22 protein-coding genes and 7 pseudogenes are annotated in these 20,303 nt (G+C 41.4%); 19 read left to right on the top strand and 10 right to left on the bottom strand.

Going from position 1 to position 20,303, the window contains the following annotated elements; translation table 11 throughout:
• Positions 1 to 81 precede the first annotated feature (81 nt).
• From sov to HK413_RS12515, 4 genes are all read left to right on the top strand, one after another.
• Entirely contained in the window at positions 82 to 726 is a 645-nt protein-coding gene (gene sov, locus HK413_RS12530; protein ID WP_175270372.1) for a T9SS outer membrane translocon Sov/SprA, read from the top strand.
• Between the two features lie 179 nt (positions 727 to 905).
• Positions 906 to 1,139, top strand: a complete 234-nt coding sequence (locus HK413_RS12525; protein ID WP_175270371.1) for a hypothetical protein — start codon at positions 906 to 908, stop codon at positions 1,137 to 1,139.
• Positions 1,052 to 1,750 carry a hypothetical protein gene (locus HK413_RS12520; RefSeq protein WP_175270370.1) on the top strand — a complete coding sequence of 233 codons (699 nt, stop codon included), beginning with the start codon at positions 1,052 to 1,054 and terminating at the stop codon, positions 1,748 to 1,750. Before HK413_RS12525 ends, HK413_RS12520 begins: the two co-directional genes overlap by 88 nt.
• A 240-nt stretch (positions 1,751 to 1,990) precedes the next feature.
• Positions 1,991 to 2,617 (top strand): hypothetical protein, encoded by a 627-nt coding sequence (locus tag HK413_RS12515; protein WP_175270369.1) that lies wholly within the window; start codon positions 1,991 to 1,993, stop codon positions 2,615 to 2,617.
• A 74-nt stretch (positions 2,618 to 2,691) separates the two neighbouring features.
• Here HK413_RS12515 and HK413_RS12510 read toward each other — a convergent pair whose 3' ends face one another.
• The 3 genes from HK413_RS12510 to HK413_RS12500 all read right to left on the bottom strand — a co-directional run bounded on the left by HK413_RS12510 (position 2,692) and on the right by HK413_RS12500 (position 6,341).
• A complete protein-coding gene (locus HK413_RS12510) occupies positions 2,692 to 4,410 on the bottom strand; it encodes a hypothetical protein (RefSeq protein ID WP_175270368.1) in 1,719 nt (572 codons plus the stop codon).
• Positions 4,411 to 4,494: 84 nt separating this feature from the next.
• Complete coding sequence (locus HK413_RS12505) at positions 4,495 to 5,943, bottom strand: hypothetical protein (RefSeq protein WP_175270367.1); 1,449 nt, start codon at positions 5,941 to 5,943, stop codon at positions 4,495 to 4,497.
• Entirely contained in the window at positions 5,937 to 6,341 is a 405-nt protein-coding gene (locus HK413_RS12500; RefSeq protein ID WP_175270366.1) for a hypothetical protein, read from the bottom strand. Before HK413_RS12500 ends, HK413_RS12505 begins: the two co-directional genes overlap by 7 nt.
• Before the next feature lie 149 nt (positions 6,342 to 6,490).
• On the opposite strand from HK413_RS12500, the pseudogene miaB reads away from it, so the two are divergent.
• The 13 genes and pseudogenes from miaB to HK413_RS22365 all read left to right on the top strand — a co-directional run bounded on the left by miaB (position 6,491) and on the right by HK413_RS22365 (position 16,499).
• Positions 6,491 to 7,908 (top strand): annotated as a pseudogene (miaB, locus tag HK413_RS12495) (tRNA (N6-isopentenyl adenosine(37)-C2)-methylthiotransferase MiaB).
• Between the two features lie 41 nt (positions 7,909 to 7,949).
• Positions 7,950 to 9,180 (top strand): annotated as a pseudogene (locus HK413_RS12490) (sigma-54 interaction domain-containing protein).
• A gap of 165 nt (positions 9,181 to 9,345) precedes the next feature.
• Entirely contained in the window at positions 9,346 to 9,633 is a 288-nt protein-coding gene (locus HK413_RS12485; protein WP_394353176.1) for a hypothetical protein, read from the top strand.
• Positions 9,634 to 9,716: 83 nt separating this feature from the next.
• Positions 9,717 to 10,064, top strand: a complete 348-nt coding sequence (locus tag HK413_RS12480) for a hypothetical protein (protein ID WP_175270365.1) — start codon at positions 9,717 to 9,719, stop codon at positions 10,062 to 10,064.
• Entirely contained in the window at positions 10,045 to 11,319 is a 1,275-nt protein-coding gene (locus HK413_RS12475) for a hypothetical protein (protein ID WP_175270364.1), read from the top strand. Before HK413_RS12480 ends, HK413_RS12475 begins: the two co-directional genes overlap by 20 nt.
• A gap of 9 nt (positions 11,320 to 11,328) precedes the next feature.
• Positions 11,329 to 11,478 (top strand): preprotein translocase subunit SecG, encoded by a 150-nt coding sequence (secG, locus tag HK413_RS18430; protein WP_175270363.1) that lies wholly within the window; start codon positions 11,329 to 11,331, stop codon positions 11,476 to 11,478.
• A 31-nt stretch (positions 11,479 to 11,509) separates the two neighbouring features.
• On the top strand, positions 11,510 to 11,677 hold the full coding sequence (locus tag HK413_RS18425) for a hypothetical protein (RefSeq protein WP_175270362.1): 168 nt from the start codon (positions 11,510 to 11,512) through the stop codon (positions 11,675 to 11,677).
• A gap of 231 nt (positions 11,678 to 11,908) precedes the next feature.
• Positions 11,909 to 12,201 (top strand): annotated as a pseudogene (locus HK413_RS12460) (co-chaperone GroES).
• An 80-nt stretch (positions 12,202 to 12,281) separates the two neighbouring features.
• Positions 12,282 to 13,919: a chaperonin GroEL gene (gene groL / locus HK413_RS12455; protein WP_175270361.1), complete on the top strand. Its 1,638-nt coding sequence runs from the start codon at positions 12,282 to 12,284 to the stop codon at positions 13,917 to 13,919.
• Between the two features lie 348 nt (positions 13,920 to 14,267).
• The gene (locus tag HK413_RS12450) at positions 14,268 to 14,861 is read left to right on the top strand and encodes a mechanosensitive ion channel family protein (protein ID WP_175270360.1); all 594 of its coding nucleotides are present in this window, start codon (positions 14,268 to 14,270) and stop codon (positions 14,859 to 14,861) included.
• Positions 14,862 to 14,913: 52 nt separating this feature from the next.
• Positions 14,914 to 15,063: a hypothetical protein gene (locus HK413_RS12445; protein WP_175270359.1), complete on the top strand. Its 150-nt coding sequence runs from the start codon at positions 14,914 to 14,916 to the stop codon at positions 15,061 to 15,063.
• An 11-nt stretch (positions 15,064 to 15,074) separates the two neighbouring features.
• Positions 15,075 to 15,484, top strand: a pseudogene (locus HK413_RS22370) (serine dehydratase beta chain).
• A 128-nt stretch (positions 15,485 to 15,612) separates the two neighbouring features.
• Positions 15,613 to 16,499: pseudogene (locus tag HK413_RS22365) on the top strand (L-serine ammonia-lyase).
• A gap of 52 nt (positions 16,500 to 16,551) precedes the next feature.
• Here HK413_RS22365 and HK413_RS12435 read toward each other — a convergent pair.
• The 6 genes from HK413_RS12435 to HK413_RS21515 form a co-directional block, all read right to left on the bottom strand.
• On the bottom strand, positions 16,552 to 17,010 hold the full coding sequence (locus HK413_RS12435) for an RES family NAD+ phosphorylase (RefSeq protein ID WP_175270358.1): 459 nt from the start codon (positions 17,008 to 17,010) through the stop codon (positions 16,552 to 16,554).
• Complete coding sequence (locus HK413_RS22360; protein ID WP_217452298.1) at positions 17,007 to 17,126, bottom strand: antitoxin Xre/MbcA/ParS toxin-binding domain-containing protein; 120 nt, start codon at positions 17,124 to 17,126, stop codon at positions 17,007 to 17,009. The genes HK413_RS12435 and HK413_RS22360 overlap by 4 nt, the downstream gene beginning before the upstream one ends.
• Positions 17,114 to 17,413, bottom strand: a complete 300-nt coding sequence (locus tag HK413_RS12430; RefSeq protein WP_217452297.1) for an antitoxin Xre-like helix-turn-helix domain-containing protein — start codon at positions 17,411 to 17,413, stop codon at positions 17,114 to 17,116. The genes HK413_RS22360 and HK413_RS12430 overlap by 13 nt, the downstream gene beginning before the upstream one ends.
• 61 nt (positions 17,414 to 17,474) lie before the next feature.
• The gene (gene lipB, locus HK413_RS12425; protein ID WP_175270357.1) at positions 17,475 to 18,206 is read right to left on the bottom strand and encodes a lipoyl(octanoyl) transferase LipB; all 732 of its coding nucleotides are present in this window, start codon (positions 18,204 to 18,206) and stop codon (positions 17,475 to 17,477) included.
• Between the two features lies 1 nt (position 18,207).
• Complete coding sequence (locus tag HK413_RS21520; protein ID WP_317169568.1) at positions 18,208 to 18,546, bottom strand: 4'-phosphopantetheinyl transferase family protein; 339 nt, start codon at positions 18,544 to 18,546, stop codon at positions 18,208 to 18,210.
• 26 nt (positions 18,547 to 18,572) lie between these two features.
• On the bottom strand, positions 18,573 to 18,845 hold the full coding sequence (locus HK413_RS21515) for a 4'-phosphopantetheinyl transferase family protein (RefSeq protein ID WP_317169567.1): 273 nt from the start codon (positions 18,843 to 18,845) through the stop codon (positions 18,573 to 18,575).
• A 77-nt stretch (positions 18,846 to 18,922) separates the two neighbouring features.
• On the opposite strand from HK413_RS21515, the pseudogene dcd reads away from it, so the two are divergent.
• Together dcd and HK413_RS12410 are read left to right on the top strand one after the other, a co-directional pair.
• Positions 18,923 to 19,458: pseudogene (gene dcd / locus HK413_RS12415) on the top strand (dCTP deaminase).
• Between the two features lie 52 nt (positions 19,459 to 19,510).
• Positions 19,511 to 19,794: pseudogene (locus HK413_RS12410) on the top strand (ATP-dependent Clp protease adaptor ClpS).
• Positions 19,795 to 19,941: 147 nt separating this feature from the next.
• Here HK413_RS12410 and HK413_RS12405 read toward each other — a convergent pair.
• On the bottom strand, positions 19,942 to 20,303 hold a 362-nt coding region (locus HK413_RS12405; protein WP_175270356.1), incomplete at its 5' end, for an aminotransferase class IV.

Here is a 20,303-nt window from a genome sequence, read left to right as displayed (position 1 = left end):
GGAACAACTCGCCTTCCGGGATTGATGATGGACTTGCCAAGTCGGCAATTGTTTGGTTTGATGAATTGCGGTTAACTGATTTTGATAACCAGGGGCGGTTGGGCCGCTATAGCACGTGCTGATTTTAAATTAGCCGATTTTGCCAATATCACTGTATCCGGCAATAAAAGTACTGCCGGGTTTGGCGCGCTCGACTCGAAGATGGAGGATAGACAGTTAACCAATAACCAGGGGTATGATATATCTGCAAGTATGGATATGGGCCGTTTTTTACCGGCTAAAACCGGCATTAAAATTCCTACTTATGTAAACGTATCAAACCAGGTTAACACACCGAAGTATGACCCGGCGCAATCTGATATCACGCTAAAACAAACGCTTGCCGGCGCGGCGTCAACTAAACAGCGCGACTCTATAAAAACTGCTGCCGAGGATTATACCATGCGTAAAAGCATCAATTTTACCGATGTGCATAAAGAACGTGTAAATACAGCTAAACCCGTACGCGTGTATGATGTCGAAAACTTGCATGCCAGCTATGCTTATACCGAGTACGTGCACCATGATTTTGTTACGGAAAGCGATCTGCAAAAAACCTACCGGTTAGAGCTGGCTTACAATTACGCTAATGAGCCTAAATACATTAATCCGTTCGAGAAGATCATTAAAAATAATATGCTGGCGCTTATACGTGATATCAATTTTAGCTGGCGCCAACCCGGTTAAACTTCAATATTAATTTTAACCGCTTTTATTCAGAAAATTCGCCAAGGAATACCGACCCGTCTAACCCGGTATTTATTCCGACCAGCTATAATAAAAACTTTAACATTATCCGTACTTATGGTGCCGGCTGGAAGCTTACCAAATCATTAAAACTGGATATTGACGCTACCAATCTATCGGTGGTTGATGAGCCTTATGGCCGTTTGGATGGATTGAAGATTGATACGCTTTGGCGCAACATCCGCAAGCTGGGCCGTACCACAAATTACAACCACACGCTTGATCTGACTTATGCCGTACCGATAAATAAGATACCGTACATGGATTGGGCGACGCTGAACAGCCGTTACACAACACATTTTACCGGCAGGCCGCCCCCGAGTTTGCTATTAACAACCCGCAATTTAATGTAGGTAACAGTATCCAAAACGCGCGTACCATACAGTTGGACCCGGCTATTGACTTTACCCGGCTGTACAGCAGGTTTGCTTTTTTAAGAAACGGAGCCGATCCAAATAGCAGCGCGTTTACCAGGCTGATGGTAGGTTTTATAACGAGTATTAAAGGCGCGAGTGCTAACTATTCGCGTACAGACGGTACATTCTTACCAGGATACTTACCACAATCAAATTTATTTGGCGAAGATTTGAGTTATGACGCGCCGGGGATTGGCTTTTTATTGGGCAGCCAGGCGGATATCCGTAATAGGGCCATCAATAATAACTGGATCTCAAGAGATACCCTGCAAAATCAACTTTATTTACAAACCATTAAAGAGGATCTGCAATTAAGGGCAAGCGTTGACCCGACCCCCGATCTTCGGATTCAATTTACCGCATTTAAATCGCAGGACCGTACTTACCAAACCAATTTTAAATTTTTAAGCAGCAGTGGTAATTTCGAAAACCCGGCACCATCAACCACGGGGAATTACAGTATATCTTATTTTTCGCTGGCTACCGCTTTTTCAAGAGAGAGCGGGGTTAACAATACCTCGGCACCGTTCCAGAAGTTCCCCGGATAACCGGGCCGAAATTTCAAAAAGGTTAGGCAGGGGCAATCCAAATTCGGGCGGGGTAGGAGCAGGCGGATTTGCCGATGGTTATGGGCCAAACTCGCAAAATGTATTGGTGCCGGCGTTCCCGGGCGGCTTATACCGGTAAGGACGCGTCGGGCGCAAATCTCACTCAATTTCCAAGCATCCCTATCCCTAACTGGCGCGTAAAATATACCGGCCTTAGTCGCCTGCCCTTTTTCCGAGGACTTGTTTGAATCATTTGACATCGATCATGAATACCGGTCGTCCTATTTAGTAAGTGGTTACAATACTTTATTACAATACAACGAAACCAATGGCGCATCGAGCGCGAGGGATGTAAATAACGATTTCCTGCCGCGCTACCAGTTTTCGCAGATAAGTATACTGGAGCAATTTGTACCGCTGATAGGTATCACCGTAAGGTTTAAAAACAACGTAACAACTAATGTAGAATACCGCCAAACCCGCGACCTGAACTTAAGCTTACTAAACAGCCAGCTTACCCAGTTAAATACCCGTGTTATAGGTTTTGGCTTTGGTTACCGAACAAGGAACTTCAGGTTCCCGTTTGGATTGTTTAATAACCTGATATTGAAAAACGACCTGAACTTTAAATTAGATTTCGCATTGCGCGATAATAAGACGTTGATATACCGTGCAGATGTTACAGCCGCGCAAATCCTTTCGGGCGCACAAAATATTACCTATCGACCGGCAATTGATTATACCATCAGCGAGCGTTTTATCTTGAATATATTTTACGATACTAACATGACTAAGCCATATACCTCGCAGGCTTTCAATACGTCGTTTACAAATTTTGGTTTTAACCTGAAACTGTTGCTTCAATAAAAGCAAGTAGTTATTGTTTGCCTTTTGCTGCTTTATCTGCCTCTTTCTGCCGCTTCTCCAACTCCTTTTTTAGTTTACGCTGTGCACGTCGTTGTTTGCGCATTTCTTTTTTGTCTGGCGATTTTTTTGTTCAGATCGCCCTGCGCCATACGTTCGGTTGCCGCTTTACGTGTTTTATCGTCATAACCTACCGCCGGTTTAATGCCTATAAGTAACGTTTTCCATAGGGTGGAAAAGAAAGTGGTATTAATGGGCCTGGTGTAATTTACGTTGAATGTGCGCGGTATTTCTCCCTCTTTATCCGGGTTGTTGTGTTTCAATATAAATAGGTTGGCAAACAACGTCTCTATCAGCTTCTTCTTGAGTATAGCATTAGTGGTGTCGGCCCTTAAGATGTTTACTTTAAGGTCGTTGTATAAAAAGATGACTTTTCCTTTTGATCTTTTGCTGTCTGCTTTAAAATCAAAGTTTAAAGATTTAAGTGTGCCCGATGATATTTTTATCATGGCCAGCGGAATAGTTGCAGGGTTGACCGCTTGCAGTCCCATTGTGCCTAAGCTGCCTTTATAACTGTAGGATGCATTCTTATCTGTTAAATTAAAAACAAAAGCTACATCTAACTTACCATGATCCATGAAACGGCTGCTTACCCGGATCTTGCCAATATTATTTTTTTGCAGTGCGATTTTGTTATTCGTGAAGTTAAATACTTTAGCATTGGTATTGTTAAATGATATCGTACCTATCTGTCGCGATTTCTTATTGAATTCACTATAGTTTATGTCTACATGTTTAATAATAACGGTATCAATTTTAACCTCGGTTTTTAAGCGATGTACTGCTATACCGGGGAAACTGGTTATCTTATTTTTAAACGTTTTAATTTTATTGGGATTATTGAAAATGTCAAAATTGCCATTGCTCAATATCAAGCTGGAACAACTGATGGTGCGGTATTTATGATAAAATAAAAAATCAAAGTTGTTAAGCTGTGCCGAATCCAGCTTTAAGCTGAATTTATCCTTGCGGGTGCTTTTAATAAACAAGGCTGTTTTAACCGGTTCCCAGCTTAGCTCCACGGCATTTACTTGCGATAAACGGGTTGATAGTTTAAGCCGCTTAACGCTGTAAGTATATAAGCCATTGGCAGATTTGCTTTTGTAATTATTCAGGTCGGCCACTACATCTTTAAAGTAAAGAAAGCGTGATTTATCCGTTTGCGTTGCCGAGTCTATGAGCAAGTCATTGCCATGCATGTCCATTTCCTTTAACTCTGTTAACATGGGCTTGCCGGTAGCATGGTTGTAATATTTAAAGTTGGCGTTATTTAAAAATATATTGCCAATATGTATTGATCTCAGGTCAGGCTTAACCTTTTGCCAGAGGGTTCGGTTATCTGCCGTTACGGTATCTTTATCTTTATTTAGGAGGTAGGTAATTCGTATTTCAGGATTGGTTAACACCATCTGGTTTATATCAAGCAGGTGGTTAAAATACAGTTTAAAGGGATGTATATGCGATAATACCAGCCGCTGTGCATGCAATTCAAACAAAGTATTGGGAGCAAGGTGCTGCTTGTTTTGCTTATTGTAAACGTCGGTATCGGGCTTAAAAGTTAAGTTGTAAAAAATAAGCTTACCTTCCAGTATGTTTAGTTTTACATCGGCAAAGTCAACCTTATACAATCCGTTACTGCCTTTTGCAACACCGTTTTTTATCTTACCGGCCAAAATAGGCGACCAGTACCGGTTAACCACAAACGCTACCAACAAAACAACTATCGTAACCGACACAAAAATGGCGAGCGTTACTTTATGCCTTTTTGCTTTAAAAATGCTAACGCCATTATTATTTATTTACAGGTTTTTTAAGATTTGCTATCGAGTCTTTTTTGCCTGGCGGCGGGCCTGGCGTTCTAATTTACGTTGTTTGTGATCGGCTTTAAATTTATTAAACTTATCAACTAAGGTACTTACTTTGGCTACCACTTTATTAACCTTGCCTTCGGTTTTTTTATCGAAGCCAACACTTGGTTTTAAACCATCAAGCAATCCCTTATATAAAAAACTAAAGAAAGAGGTTGTCGGCTCGCGTTTTAAATTAATCGGTCCGGGCCTGAATTTTCCCTTGGTCGGGTTATCATTGTAGATGATCAAGGTGTTAGCAATTTTTGATATAAAGCCCGCTGTTTGCAATTTTGCCTGCCCGTCAACCTTTTTAAGTAGCTGCACATTCAGGTTCCGGTAATAAAATTCTAAATGCCCCTTGCCATTATAGTTATTGGCATCTACATTAAAGGTTAGCCTGTCCACATCGGCACTTTGTACGTGTACCAATGCCAAAGGCTTTACCAGCTTATCTAATATCCGCCCATCAAATTTACCTAATGCGCCCGAGTAGTTAAATGCCCCATTTTTAGCATTTAAATTGAACTTGAAATTTACCTGCAGCGGCGCTGCATCCATAAAACGGGTGTTAATGTGGGCCCTCATAAAAGGGTTGATCTTTTTAACATCAGCATCATTAGTTACGTTTAAAATGTAGCCGTTTGTATTGGTGAATTTAATGATGCCGGTTTGCTGGGTAGTAGCATCCAATTCAGAATAAATAATATCAGTATGCCTGATATTTAATCGCGTTAGCTTCATATCCAAGGCTACGCGCTGTAAAGCCTGGTGCGGGTCATGGCCTATCTTAATTGACTTTTTGCCTTTATAATTGCTGTTGCTGTAGATCAGTACATTGGCATTAGCGATATCCATAACACCTGCATATAGCTTTTGGTCGCGCAGGAAACGTTGCAGATCAATATCTGTTATGGCTATCTTTTTAAATTTTAAGGTAAAGATATCGCCTGATGTACCCAGCTTTTTATAAAAATCGGCGTGATTATATCGGGGTAAAAAATCTACCTTATCCAGTATGATCTCGCGCTTCGCGGTCGAAAAGTAGATCTGTTTCAGATCAGCCTTATACATGCTGTCGGGCGTTGCAATTTTATAATCATGCAATATAAACTCAATGCCTTTGGTGTAGTAAAAGCGGGTGGTGTCCAAAGCTGATAATGAATCTATCAATATATGTGATATATTAATATCTAAATGTTTAAGGGCGGTTTGCCCGGTTACCGGGTTGCTTTTGTTGATATAATTTACGCTGATATCTTTTAGCGAGATAGAATCTATTCGCAGCTGTTTAAATATGTCCTTAATGATCTGATACGGGGTTTTAGGTTTGCCCACCTTAACTGTGTCATTGAAGCTATAACGCTTATTTACAATAGTAAGATCGGGCTTATCTATGGTGATATTATTTATTATCAGCACCTTTTCTGGTAAGCCTTTTTAGCGCCTACATTTTTTATACTAAGCTTTTTAACACTAAGCGTAAACAGGTTATCGGGTGCTTTTTGAGCAGACACTAATTTTTCATACACTGCCGAATCCGGGACCAGCTTAAAATCACTAAGCGTTGCATCGCCTGATGCAAGGTCGAGATCGAAGTTAGAGTATTCAATATGGTACAAGCTGTCTGTGGATTTTAGCACCATTTCTTTCAGCTTGGCTTGCAGCAGCGGTTTCCATTTATCTCCTGCTATATATCTTTTATATAAATACCAGCCGGTACCCCTAAAAGGAATATAAATACCAATATTACTATTGGCCATATCCGGATAGTATATTTTGGGGGCGTATGGGTTGTGGTCATTCACTAAAGCTTTCATTTACAACACCAAAAACAGCGTTTTGTTAAATATGAATTATTCCTGCACAGAATAATAATGTTAGCATAGTAATTTAACTTTCATAATTCTGCCAATCTGTCACCTTGTATATAAATTTTATGTATTTTTGCTGCTCAATTTTAACAACAATGATGGATTTGGTTATTCCGGATAAAGCACATGATGAGAGCAGACAGGGCGAAGCTTTAATATTAGACCCTGTTGAGGGCAAAAATAGCGGGCGTAAGCTGTATATAGAAAGTTACGGCTGCGCCATGAATTTTTCTGACAGCGAGATAGTTGCTTCTATATTATCAGAGCAGGGCTTTGAAACCACCGGCGATTTTAACAACGCCGATGTGATCTTCATCAACACGTGTTCTATCCGTGAAAACGCCGAGACACGCGTGCGTAACCGCCTGAAGGAATTTAAGGTAGCCAAAGGTAAAAACCCCGGAATGGTGGTTGGTGTGCTGGGCTGCATGGCCGAGCGCTTAAAAGCTAAATTTTTAGAAGAAGAAAAACTTGTTGACGTTGTAGTAGGCCCTGATGCTTACCGCGACCTGCCAAACTTAATAGACCAGTTGACAGCGGCCAGAAAGCCGTTAATGTGTTATTATCGCGTGAAGAAACTTATGCTGATATAAGCCCGGTGCGCTTAAATAGTAATGGGATTAATGCTTTTGTATCCATTATGCGTGGCTGTGATAATATGTGCTCGTTCTGTGTGGTACCATTTACCCGCGGCCGCGAACGTAGCCGCGATCCGTTTTCTATCGTCCAGAATCTACTGATCTGTTTAATAAAGGATACCGTGAAGTTACTTTATTGGGGCAGAACGTGGATAGCTACAAATGGGAAAATGAGGACGGAACCAATAAAGTTAATTTTGCTAACTTGTTAGAGTTAGTGGCTTTGATTAGTCCTGAGCTGCGCGTGCGTTTTTCAACTTCGCACCCAAAGGATATTACTGACGAAGTTTTATATACCATCGCTAAATACGACAATATTTGTAATTATATTCACCTACCGGTACAATCAGGTAACAGCCGTGTGCTGGAACTGATGAACCGTACTTATACCCGCGAATGGTACATTAACAGGATTGATGCTATCCGCCGTATCATTCCGGAATGTGCGATATCAACTGATGTGATAACAGGTTTCTGTACAGAAACTGACGAAGAGCATAAAGAAACCGTAAGCATGATGGAGTACGTGCAATACGATTTTGCCTACATGTTTATGTATAGCGAGCGTCCGGGCACATTAGCTGCCAAACGTTATGCCGATGATATCCCGGAAGCGGTTAAAGCCGCAAGGTTAACGGAGATTGTGGCGCTACAGCAGAAATATTCTTTAGTGCGTTTACAGCGTCAAATTGGTAAAGTGCAAAGGGTACTGATTGAAGGATTCTCAAAAAATCAAAAACGATTACGCCGGCCGTACAGATCAAAACGCAATGATGGTGTTCCCGGTAGATGAAAGATTTAAACCGGGCCAATATGTAAATGTTATCGCCGAAAGATGTACAACGGCTACATTGATGGGACGAATAATTGACTAATTAATTAACCTACATTATTCTCCCTTTAGGGGTTAGGGGGCATGGAAATACAAGAAATTAAACAACGCTACGGCATAATAGGCAACTCGCCATTATTAAACCGGGCAATAAATATAGCTAACCAGGTTGCACCTACTGATATCTCTGTTTTAATAACAGGCGAGAGTGGTAGCGGTAAAGAGGTTTTCTCGCACATTATTCACCAGATGAGCCCGCGCAAGCATGGTCCGTTTATAGCGGTTAACTGCGGTGCCATACCTGAAGGTACAATCGACTCGGAATTATTCGGCCATGAGAAAGGTGCTTATACCGGCGCCGTTGGCGAGCGTAAGGGATATTTTGAAACGGTGAATGGCGGAACGATCTTCCCGGATGAGATTGCTGAGATGCCATTAGGAACGCAGGCGCGTTTATTGCGTGTTTTAGAGTCGGGGCAATATATCAAGGTAGGGTCATCAAAGGTTGAAAAAACCAATGTGCGCGTTATAGCAGCAACCAACGTTGATGTTTATGACGCGGTAAAGAATGGTAAGTTCCGCGAGGATCTTTACTATCGTTTAAATACGGTGCCATTACGTATACCGCCATTGCGCGACAGGAAAGAAGACATTTACCTGCTTTTCAGGAAATTTACATCAGACTTTACCGATAAATACCGTACACCGCCAATTCAGTTAGATGAAGAAGCGCAACAGGTGTTGATCAACTATTCATGGCCGGGTAATGTGCGCCAGCTAAAAAATATGGCCGAACAACTGGCCGTTTTAGAGCGCGAGCATGTAATTACCGGTCAAACGTTGCTAACCTACATCCCGCAGGAAGCCAATGGTAAAAATCTGCCAATGCGCATAGGTAACCGGGTAAGGAGGATTTTAGTGAGCGCGATATATTATACAAAGTATTGTTTGATATGAAACGCGACATGGTGGAGCTTAAAAAACTGGTGGCTGATATCATCGAGCATGGCGGGGTAACACCGGTTTTGCCAATCAATCGCAGGCTATCAATCAACTTTATCGTGATATTGAAATGCCGGGTAGTACCGAGCAACAATTTACTATACAACAACCCGTTATTAACAACAATAATGATGGCTATAACATAACGCACGATGCCGAAGAGGTGGAAGAGTCTTTATCTTTAATAGAGAAGGAATCCGACCTGATCCGCAAGGCCTTAAAAAAACATAAAGGCAAACGCAAGCTGGCTGCAAATGAGTTGGGCATATCAGAAAGAACGTTGTACAGAAAAATAAAAGAATTAAATTTATAGGGTTGATGAAAAGGTTACTGGGTTTGTTGTTGGTATTAGGCGCATTGATTTTTGTTTCGCCGGGCTGTTATACACTATCCGGGTCGGCAGTCCCCCCCGCGATGACTACCATACATATCGATTTTTGAGAATGATGCACCCATCGTAGTATCCAACTTAAGCCGTGTGTTTACAGAGGCATTGAAAGAGCGCATCCGTTCTACAACCAAAATAAGTATTGTTACCGCCGAGGGTAAGGCTAACATGGGTGGTTCTATCACCGGGTATAATTATGCACCGGTTTCTATCCGTGCCACTAATCCAAACCAGGCGCCAATTGCCAATGCCAGTGTTTTAACTATTACAGTTAGGGTTAAATTTGTGTATGATGCTGATAAAAACTTAATTTTGATCAGGCTTTTACTAAAACGGCTAATTTTACCGGGGACATTAACTCGCAGGAGCAGGCCTTGATACGGACCATAGTGAAACAGCTTGTTGACGATATTTTTAATAAGGCCTTTAATAATTGGTAAGTATTTTATAGCTTCATCCCCGTGAACGAACAAGTAGATAACGCAGAATACGAATTTTTATGGAAGCTATTAGCCAACCCGGCTGATCCTAATCACTCTTATATATTCAATTTACAATCGTTAGTAACCGATTTTCCGCAAAGCGGGGCCTTGCGTGCGCTTTTGATGCCTAATGGCGATAAGCGTCATTTAAAACATGCGGCTGCTTATTTTAATCCGCGTACACTACATAAATTAGCTACCGCGCCAGATAGTTTGCCACACGTAACAGCCGGGCAGATTGTTTTTAGCGATGAGCCACCAGTGGTAGCAACCGATACTTATTTTAATATACCCGGGGCAGAGCCGTTTGTGCCGCCTCGGAGTTGAACCCGAACCGGAAGCACCGTATATACCTATTGTTGATGATAGCGCGGAGAATAGGGTTACAGAGGATTATACCCATACACCGTACAATACTTTTTCCGAACCGGTGGCTGACGTTACCCCAATTGATAATACATTAGCTTACCATACTTTTGCTGAACCAGTGGCTGACCCTTTGAGCGAAAGTGAAACCGCATATATCCAAGAGGAACCTCAAACATATAATCAGCCGCTAACACCTGCTGATGATGTGCAAGCTCAATCAGAGTCGGCGATAGATACATATGCAACGCAGGAAAATTATTTGCACGAACCTGAAAATCCCGTTACGTGGGAAGAAGAGATGGAGGCAACGCGGCCAGCGCCACCTGAAGGAAATTCGCTTGCTCAGCAATACGAAGCTTATCTAACAGAAAGCGAAGCTACGCCAACAGCAACTGTATCATCATATGATGAACGGTATTTCCACCAGGCTATTGATGACGAGGTATATGATGAGATAGTAAGTATAGAAGATATTGGCCTGGAGCAGTTGGCCATCATCAATAAATCAGCTAAAGAAGAAGAAAATAAAGAGGCTGCTGCAAGGGCAGAGGCCAGTGAAGCGTATTTTTACGAGCCAAAGCATGAAGAACCTGTTGCTGTACCAGAGCCGGTACAAACAGATACGCATCCAGCTGTTTTAGCACAGGATGGCCCCGCTATACAGCCGCAAACAATGCAGCGCCAGGCAAAAAGCAACCCGGCAAACTACAACGACGAGAAAATGCCGTACACCTTTATGTGGTGGTTAGATAAAACCCGTAAAGAACACGCCAATATATATCAGCCTTACGTAAACAACCGTACGTCTCCGCCGCCCGCGCCTAAAGCAACCAGCGGAGTAGTAGATGAATTGCAAAAGCAATATTATCAAAATATAGTAAGCCATAGTCCGCTTGCTGATTTGGATAAAAATCCACCAAAAACATCAGCTGCGCCTCATGATCGTAAAGAGGATAAAATAATTGAACGCTTTATACAGCAGGAGCCACATATTCAGCCCCCAAGCGGTAACAAGCTTGATACGGAAAATAAGGCCAAACGCAGTTCGGAAGATAAAGAAGAATTAGTTACAGAAACATTGGCCCGTATTTATACCGAACAAATGCTTTATCATAAAGCCATATTGACGTATAAAAAATTGATGTTGAAATATCCGGAAAAAAGCCTTTACTTTGCAGGCCAAATTGAACAGTTAGAAAATAAAATAAATTAAGATAAAGAAATGTATATCGTATTAGTGATCCTTGTTGTTATTGTGTGCGCGCTTTTGGGCCTTATTGTATTGATCCAAAACCCTAAGGGTGGTGGCTTATCATCAAACTTTTCAAGCTCATCTCAATTAATGGGTGTGCAAAAACCGGCGATTTTTTAGAAAAAGGTACCGGGGACTGGCTATAACCTTAATGATATTAGCATTAGCAATTAATGTTGTTACAAAAAGTGGTGTATCAAAATCTAATTCAGAGTATAATGATCAAATTCAAAAATCATTAAAAGCAACACCAACAACTGCACCGGCAGCACCTGCTACGCAACCGTTGACATTACCGGCAACCCCGGCAAAAAAATAAGCTGATAAAAACTTTATAATTAAAAAGGCTTTGGAGAGAACTTCAAAGCCTTTTTTGCATTAAGCTACTGTCATCATGGCATTGATAGATTGATTAAGTAATCCTATAAATTTGCTGGGTTACTTAAATCTGACAATACAACAGGATATGTGTCAATTTTTACGCTTGGCATAATTGATGTGTAAAAGCAAGCAAAGTATAACTTATAATAACCAATAAATAAATATTAGTATGTCATTAAACATTAAACCTATCGGAGACAGGGTAGTAGTAGAAGCTGCACCGGCCGAAACAAAAACCGCTTCGGGTATTTACATTCCTGAGACCGCGCAGGAAAACCACAACACGGACAAGTTGTTGCTGTTGGCCCGGGCAGATACGCTGATTCTACAGGTAATTTAATACCGTTATCAGTAAAAGCTGGAGATAAAGTTCTTTACGGAAAATTTGCCGGACAAGAAGTTACAATTGAAGGTAAGGACTACCTGATAATGAGAGAATCGGATATTTATATTGTGTTATAATTATTGAATATTGAAGGACTTCTGTCCTCATAATAAAAATCAATAATTCAATAAATCATTAATTCAAAAATTAATTAAGAATGGCAAAGCAAGTAAAATATAATGTTGAGGCAAGAGACGCCCTGAAAAGAGGTGTTGACACTTTAGCTAACGCGGTTAAAGTAACGTTAGGTCCAAAAGGCCGTCACGTAATTATTGACAAGAAGTTTGGTTCACCGGCTGTAACTAAAGATGGTGTTACTGTAGCTAAAGAAATTGAACTGAAAGACCCTATCGAAAACATGGGTGCCCAAATGGTGAAAGAAGTTGCATCAAAAACCGCTGATATTGCAGGTGATGGTACTACTACTGCAACTGTATTGGCACAGGCAATTGTTACTGCAGGTATTAAAAACGTAGCTGCAGGTGCAAACCCAATGGATTTGAAACGTGGTATTGACAAAGCAGTTAAAGTTGTTGTTGAGAACTTAAAAGCTCAAAAACAAGATGTTGGTGATGATTTCAGCAAGATCAAACAAGTAGCTTCAATCTCTGCTAACAATGATGACGTTATTGGCGAAATGATTGCTGATGCAATGCAAAAAGTTGGTACAGGCGGTGTTATAACTGTTGAAGAGGCAAAAGGTACCGAAACTGAAGTTAAAACTGTAGAAGGTATGCAGTTTGACCGTGGTTACCTGTCGGCTTATTTTGTAACCAATACAGACAAAATGGAAGCTGAGTTGGAAAACCCTTACATTTTGATCTACGACAAAAAGATCTCTTCAATGAAAGAGATACTTCCAATACTTGAAAAACAAGTACAAACAGGAAAGCCATTATTAATTATTGCTGAAGATTTGGATGGCGAAGCGCTATCAACTTTAGTAGTAAATAAAATCCGTGGCTCACTAAAAGTTGCTGCTGTTAAAGCACCGGGCTTTGGCGATCGTCGTAAAGCTATTTTGGAAGACATTGCTACCTTAACCGGTGGTACTGTAATTTCTGAAGAAAAAGGTATCAAATTAGAATCAGCTGAATTAAGCGACTTAGGCCAGGCAGAAAAGATCATTATCGATAAAGACAACACAACTATTATAGATGGTGCGGGTAGCGCAGATGCTATCCAGGCTCGTGTTGGCGAAATTCGTGCTTCTATGGAGGCCACTACTTCTGATTACGATAAAGAAAAATTGCAAGAGCGTTTAGCTAAATTATCAGGCGGTGTTGCTGTATTATACATCGGTGCTGCATCTGAAGTTGAAATGAAAGAAAAGAAAGATCGTGTTGACGATGCTTTACACGCAACCCGTGCGGCTGTTGAAGAAGGTATCGTAGCAGGTGGTGGTGTTGCTTTCATCCGCGCAGTAGCAGCTTTAACTAATCTGAAAGGTGATAACGAAGACGAGAACACTGGTATCCAGATTATCCGTCGTGCTATCGAAGAGCCATTACGTCAGATCTGCGAGAACGCAGGTATTGAAGGTTCTATCATCGTACAAAAAGTAAAAGAAGGCACAGCCGATTTTGGTTACAATGCACGTACTGATAAGTTTGAGAACTTAATTGGTGCAGGTGTTATCGACCCAACTAAAGTAAGCCGTGTGGCTTTAGAGAACGCAGCATCAATTGCAGCTATGTTGTTAACAACAGAATGTGTATTGGCTGACGAACCTGAAGAAGCACCAGCTGGCGGTCACCCACCAATGGGCGGCGGCGGCATGGGCGGCATGATGTAATCTGCTGATCATTACAGACTTCTCATTATTAAAACCCCTGTATGTTTTTGCATACAGGGGTTTTGTGTTTTTGTACAGCCTGCATTGTCATAACCCGGTAAACGAACGGTCATTTGTTAATCAAATGATTAATTTGATAACAATTGGGTAACAATTAAGCCTAATTTTGAATATACTTTTGAAGTAAGAATAAAAAGGCACAACAATTGAATATACCTATACATGAAACAGTTAACACCCACTACCAAACAAATACATTCAACCTTAGTTGATTGGGTTTTGTTTAAAGTACCCGCGTTGTTTGTAACTATTTACGGACGCTAAAAATTTGTAACTTCGTACTTCATTATGAAGTTACAAGATTACCTGCACCAAATATATATAATAGCCTATCAATGGCTAATAATAAACGGACTTAAAGTAGTACTCGGTATCGCCGTACTGATAATAGGTTTAAAGCTCATTAAATTTATTGGTACCCGCATTCGCGAGCGGATGAGTAAAAGAGAAGTCCACTCATCTTTACAACCATTTTTTCTTAGTCTATCTATAACAGCGCTATATATTTTATTAATAATTGGCGTGATGACTATTGTTGGCATTCCGTTTAGTGCTTTTGCTACTATTTTAGGTGGTTTTACGGTAGCAGTAGGTTTGGCCTTATCAGGCACGTTTCAAAACTTTGCTGGCGGGGTGCTTATTTTATTATTAAAACCGTTTGAGCTTAACGACAGTATTTTTGCGCAGGGGCAGGAAGGCAGGGTTATATCCATACAAATATTTTATACCGTACTATTATCCCCTGATAATAAAACCATTATTATCCCTAACGGGAAGCTGTTTAACGAGGTAATAGTAAATGTTACCCGCGAAGGCAAACGCCGCCTTGATTTTGAAGTTAAGCTGGGTTATTATGTAGATGTTGACCAGGCAAAAAGATAATAACCGACGCTATCAACGCCGTTCCGGGGTTTTAAAAACTCCGGCAATAAGAGTGGGTATTATATCGTTTGAAGTTGAGCATATACGTTATACTGTAAACGTATGGGTGCAGCCCAACGACTTTTTGAATGTTAAAATTGCCCTGCAGGAAAAGATCATCAAAGATCTTAAAGCCGGCGGCATAAGGCTGCTGGGTACCTGATAAACCATAACATGCAACGCGAACAACTTTCTGTATTTGATATGTTTAAGATAGGCATAGGCCCGTCAAGCTCACATACGCTCGGCCCCGGCGTGCCGCGCAACAGTTTGTGCATACACTTGAACAGTTCGACGCACTGCCATCGGTATCAGAAATAAAGATTTTATTATATGGTTCGCTGGCTAAAACAGGTCGCGGTCACGGTACAGATATAGCCATATTATTGGGCCTGAGCGGTGATGATCCGGTAACTTTTGCAGTAGACGAGGTAACACCCAAAATAAGCCAGATAACCACTACTCACAAAATTGTACTGGGCGGTAAACACGAAATAGATTTTACGGCCGACCAGGATCTGCTATTCCTATTCAATGAAAGTTTGCCTTATCACCCTAACGCGGTAACATTCCGGCATTTTTAAGTACCGGTAAAGCAATCTCGGAAACTTATTATTCTATTGGCGGCGGGTTTGTAGTAAAAGAAGGCGGACAAAACCAACAAAAAGCAGAAGTTGACTTACCGTTCCCGATAGATACGGCTGGCGATCTGTTGCACTGGTGTATAAAAACAGGGCTAAAAATATCAGAAGTAGTAACCGAGAACGAACTGGCCTGGCGCAGCGAACAGGAAACCAAAGCCGGTGTACTAAACATCTTTAATTCAATGGCCCAGTGCATGTACCGGGGCAGCCATACCAAAGGCAAATTACCCGGAGGCCTGAATGTAGAACGCCGCGCAGCCAATTTAAATAAAAAGCTTATCGGCACAAATACCTACAGCAATTTTGAGGAGTGGGTTGCAGCTATCCGTAAAACAGGTACTGGCTTTCAAAATATATTAGATTGGGTAAGCTGCTTCGCACTGGCGGTTAACGAAGAGAACGCATCATTTGGCCGTGTAGTTACCGCGCCTACTAATGGTGCAGCAGGGGTTATTCCTGCAGTTTTGCAATACTATTTGGTTTTTTGCGATGGGTATGACGAGAAACGGATCATCCAGTTTTTACTAACCGCATCAGAGATAGGGTGTATATTTAAAAAGGAGCTACCATATCAGCCGCTATGGGTGGTTGCCAGGCAGAGATAGGTGTATCATCAGCAATGGCGGCAGCGGGCCTCACGGAGTGTTTAGGGGGCTCACAGCGGCAAGTAATGATGGCCGCGGAGATTGCTATGGAACATCACCTGGGCCTAACTTGCGACCCGATAGGGGGACTGGTGCAGGTGCCTTGTATTGAGCGCAATACCATGGGCGCTATTAAAGCAATAACAGCCTCGCAGCTGGCTTTACAAACTAACCCGGATAATGCCAAAGTAAGCCTGGATGCCGTGGTTAAAACCATGTGGCAAACCGCGCAGGACATGAACTCGAAATACAAAGAAACTGCAGATGGCGGATTAGCTATTAATATCCCGCTAAGCCTGCCTGAGTGTTAAGGGTTTATTGTAATTCGTGAAATTCGGTTAGCAATTCGTGAAATTGGTGTTATTATTTCTTAAATAGACGGATATCAAACACAAAAGGATCTATACTTTTTACCTTTACTTTCTTAAAATCCGGGTGTCGCGGATTTACCGTGTAGTTAAAATCGCCCTCAACAGTTGCCGACGGAACCTGCAATACCAAATGCTCATTACTCCTGATAAAATTATTACCCATGGCCTGCGTATCCCTTACAAATGGGTATTTATTCCAGTTAGGCGAAAGATCTTTCAGGTCGAGTTTTAAAATGTCTTTATCAGGTATATCTATAGTAGCCAGGAAATAATTTGCAGGCACAATGCCGAAGGGCACATGCACTGCAACTTCTACAACGGCTAACGCCCGCGAAGCAGCGGTATATAAAACGGGGATACCTTTACTGTTCCAGCGACCGCCCGTTTTTTCGGCGCCATAGCCCGATAGATCATTAATAAAGGCCTGCTTGCTAAGCCGGTAAACAATCATGCCAATATACCGTGTTCAATGCGGCCCAACTCATCATAAATTGAATTAATGCCAAATGCAGTATCTAAAAGATCCTTGGGTTTAACATTACCAAGCGGTATGCTCACAGTATCCATCCAGTGTAAAAGTTATCAGCTATACCAAAAACATCAATGCCCTTTTTATAAAGTAGCTCAATTTGTAAGATACGCTCAGAGTAAAGCGGATCAAAAGATTTGTTCTCTTTTTTATAACGCTGGATAGTGCGCTCAGAAAGATGCAGGTATGATGACCAATCCTCCATATCAAAATGGATATGATTAGATAGCTTGGTAAAATAGGGAAACGGCACCCCTTCTCTAACCATGTTGGTTAAATCAAAGCTATCCTCTTCGGGGAACACGTATAGTTTTTCTTTACTCATATCTTAGACATCTGTCATCAAATTTACGACATGTGTCCAAGAATAACAAATCTTTTTTAATTTAGTTTTTTAATATCTCCATCTCAAACAATACCGAAATATAATGTTGAAGAAGATCTTGAACCTTTTTAATATCAACCTCGCGCCCTAATTCTTGTTGTATTGAGGTTACTGCTTTATCATCAATACCGCAGGGGATAATGTTTTTAAAATAAGAAAGATCGTTATTTACATTAAATGCCAGGCCATGCATAGTTACCCAGCGGCTGCAGCGTACACCCATTGCGCTTATTTTGCGGGCACGCTCGTTATCCGCATCCAACCAAACACCCGTATAGCCCGGGTAGCGTGATGCTTTAATGCCATAATCGGCCGGGGTAAGTATTACCGCTTCTTCAAGTGTGCGAAGGTATAGGTGTATATCTGTAAAAAAATTATCCAGATCAAGTATAGGATAAGCTACAATTTGCCCCGGTCCGTGATATGTTATATCGCCGCCGCGGTTAATATGATAGTAGGTAGCATCATTATCCTGCAGTCCCTGTTCGTCAAGTAATAAATGCTCAGGCTTGCCGCTGTTACCCAAAGTATATACATGCGGATGCTCGCAAAAAACAAGATAGTTAGGTGTTATGATGTCATCAACCGGTGCATCGCCTGCAAGAGCCAACTGGCGGTTGCGAATCTCCATTTTAAGTGCGATGGTAGCCTTAAACAATTCTTCCTGTTTCGCCCAGGCTTCTTTGTAGTCAATCAATTCCCAGTCCTGTACGGTAACTTTTTTGTTCTTCATCTTATCCCTTTACGTAACCAATCATGTAGTCTTCGTATTGCAAATATCCTACGTTATATTCATTTTTTACCGCACCCTTGGTTAATGTGGCATTTAACTGACCCTGCTCTGCGTAAGTAAACGGTGCTAATAAAATATCATCCATAAATGATACTTCCTTTTGTCCGTAGCACTTATATACAGCTTCTTTGGCACACCAGCAGGCATAAAGTTTGGCTATACGATTATCAGTACCAATAAAATCTAACTCTTGTGGCGATAAAAAGCGGGCGGCTATACGCTCAACTTTTTCTTTTACCTGTTCTATATCAATACCTACCGGACTTTTCTTACTGATCATTACCGCTGCGTAATCAAACGAGTGGCTTAACGATATATGATACGGGAGCGATACCAGTAAGGTTTGCCATGATCATCAACCTGGCAGTCAATATATTCTTCGGTTCGCAGCATTTTGCGTAATAAAACACGTGTGCCTAACCAATGCAGGTGGCGCTTGCCATTACTTATTTTTTCAACAAAGGCTTTTTCCTCATCATTTAATTGCAACTGATTATACAGGTCCTCGGCCTGTTCCTCTATTTTCCAGAGTGCAAATTCAGTATCGTCATCAACCCGTTGCCTGTAAGCTATCGCCATAAAAGTAAAATTGCAAAAAGCAGCACAAACTTAGAGCAAATAATTCTAATTTTAGCCAAAATCCCATTCCTTGTTTTATGATATTGTCTGATAAGCGTATTCTTGAAGAAATTGAAAAAGGCCACATAGTAATTGAACCCTTTAAGCGCGAATGTTTGGGCACAAATTCATACGACGTGCATTTAGGAAAATACCCGGCAACCTACAAAAGCCGGGTGTTGGATGCCAAAGTTCATAACGAGATAGACAGCTTTGAGATCCCGAAGGAAGGCTTTATTTTACAACCTAACACTTTGTACTTAGGCGTAACTGTTGAATATACCGAAACGCATATGCACGTCCCGTTTTTAGAAGGTAAATCAAGCACCGGCCGGTTAGGGATTGATATTCATGCCACCGCTGGCAAGGGCGATGTAGGTTTTTGCAATACCGGACACTGGAGATATCATGCGCGCAACCAGTAAAGATTTACCCCGGTATGCCCATTGGCCAGCTAATTTATTTTGTTGTGGAGGGCGATATAGAAACACTGTATAATACCAAAAGCAACGCCAAATACAACAACAAAACTACCCGCCCTGTAGAGAGCATGATGTGGAAGAATAAGTTTTAGGCAGTTATAGATTTACTTAAATAACATTTTTTAAGTATTTTTGTGATCACAGATGTCGACTACAGAAACACAAGAACAGACCTTTACGCTGGAAGAATTACTGGCAGGATTTAAAGAGCTGCATCGCCTTATATTATGGAACGATGACCATAATACCTTTGATCATGTTATCCATTGCATGATAAAATACCCGGATTATACCGAAAGCCGGCCGAACGCATTGCCTGGAAAGTGCATAACGAAGGCAAATGCGCCGTGTTAGAAGGTTCATTTACCGAAGTAGAGGTTTATCGTAAAATACTTCAACAAGAAGGATTGACGGTTAGTGTGGATTGAGCTGTAAAGATTACTGATTGAAGATTAAAGATTGGTTGAAGAGTCCATAAAGGTATAAAGAGAAAGCCCGGCAATATTGCAAGGCTTTCTCTTTATGGTATAAGACGAGCGTTAGGCTCAAATCTTTAATCTTTAATAACTAATCTTCTATACAAAATAATTCCATCCATGCACATCCGGGCCGTTTCCGTAACGGATAGCATCAAGGGTTTTTAATACTTTTTGAGAGAAAGCTCTTTCTTTCGGATCAATAAGGGTATACTCCTCGCCATTCCAACTGATAGAGCCAACCGGTGCTATAGTGGCGGCGGTGCCTGCGCCAAAGGCATCAGTCAGTTTGCCGTTTTTGGCACCTTCAATAATTTCGGCAACAGCAACATTACGCTCCTCAACCGGGAATCCCCAATCTTTTGCCAGTGTAATAACCGTATCGCGGGTTACACCATCTAAAATAGTATCCTGGGTTAACGGGGTTATCAATTTGCCGTCTAACACAAACATGGCGTTAG

This window comes from Mucilaginibacter humi (assembly GCF_013087555.1).
Note: the sequence above shows the minus strand (reverse complement) of the source record. Positions and strands in the feature narration are given on the sequence as shown.

Excerpts from the sequence above, each read along its gene's own strand:
- HK413_RS22360 (WP_217452298.1), bottom strand. The coding sequence starts at position 17,126 with ATGGATACTGTGAGCATACCGCTTGGTAATGTTAAACCCAAGGATCTT.
- HK413_RS12435 (WP_175270358.1), bottom strand. The coding sequence starts at position 17,010 with ATGATTGTTTACCGGCTTAGCAAGCAGGCCTTTATTAATGATCTATCG.
- HK413_RS12500 (WP_175270366.1), bottom strand. The coding sequence starts at position 6,341 with ATGAAAGCTTTAGTGAATGACCACAACCCATACGCCCCCAAAATATAC.
- lipB (WP_175270357.1), bottom strand. The coding sequence starts at position 18,206 with ATGAAGAACAAAAAAGTTACCGTACAGGACTGGGAATTGATTGACTAC.
- HK413_RS21515 (WP_317169567.1), bottom strand. The coding sequence starts at position 18,845 with ATGGCGATAGCTTACAGGCAACGGGTTGATGACGATACTGAATTTGCA.
- HK413_RS12430 (WP_217452297.1), bottom strand. The coding sequence starts at position 17,413 with ATGAGTAAAGAAAAACTATACGTGTTCCCCGAAGAGGATAGCTTTGAT.
- HK413_RS12450 (WP_175270360.1), top strand. The coding sequence starts at position 14,268 with ATGAAGTTACAAGATTACCTGCACCAAATATATATAATAGCCTATCAA.
- groL (WP_175270361.1), top strand. The coding sequence starts at position 12,282 with ATGGCAAAGCAAGTAAAATATAATGTTGAGGCAAGAGACGCCCTGAAA.
- HK413_RS18425 (WP_175270362.1), top strand. The coding sequence starts at position 11,510 with ATGATATTAGCATTAGCAATTAATGTTGTTACAAAAAGTGGTGTATCA.
- HK413_RS21520 (WP_317169568.1), bottom strand. The coding sequence starts at position 18,546 with ATGATCAGTAAGAAAAGTCCGGTAGGTATTGATATAGAACAGGTAAAA.
- secG (WP_175270363.1), top strand. The coding sequence starts at position 11,329 with ATGTATATCGTATTAGTGATCCTTGTTGTTATTGTGTGCGCGCTTTTG.